Here is a 591-nt window from a genome sequence, read left to right as displayed (position 1 = left end):
TGCTCATGCTGCCCTGCTGACGCTTCAGGCAGAACTCCGGACGCTGGAGAAGCATGCCGGAGCAAATGAGAAAATCAGCCAGCAGCGCCGGGATTTGTGGAAGGCGGAGAGTCAGTTCGCGGTACTGGAGGAGGCGGCGCAACGTCGCCAGCTGTCTGCACAGGAGAAATCCCTGCTGGCGCATAAAGATGAGACGCTGGAGTACAAACGCCAGCTGGCTGCACTTGGCGACAAGGTTACGTATCAGGAGCGCCTGAACGCGCTGGCGCAGCAGGCGGATAAATTCGCACAGCAGCAACGGGCAAAACGGGCCGCCATTGATGCGAAAAGCCGGGGGCTGACTGACCGGCAGGCAGAACGGGAAGCCACGGAACAGCGCCTGAAGGAACAGTATGGCGATAATCCGCTGGCGCTGAATAACGTCATGTCAGAGCAGAAAAAGACCTGGGCGGCTGAAGACCAGCTTCGCGGGAACTGGATGGCAGGCCTGAAGTCCGGCTGGAGTGAGTGGGAAGAGAGCGCCACGGACAGTATGTCGCAGGTAAAAAGTGCAGCCACGCAGACCTTTGATGGTATTGCACAGAATATGGC

At 58.7% G+C, this 591-nt stretch carries 1 protein-coding gene; it reads left to right on the top strand.

The annotated features are described in order from the left end of the window. A partial coding sequence (locus HP556_RS00225) for a phage tail tape measure protein (protein ID WP_175365478.1) occupies positions 1-591 on the top strand: 591 nt, incomplete at both ends.

Origin of the sequence: Tardiphaga robiniae, from assembly GCF_013359755.1 — a bacterium.
Taxonomy (GTDB): Bacteria; Pseudomonadota; Alphaproteobacteria; order Rhizobiales; family Xanthobacteraceae; genus Tardiphaga; species Tardiphaga robiniae.
This window is presented reverse-complemented; position numbering and strand designations above follow the sequence as displayed.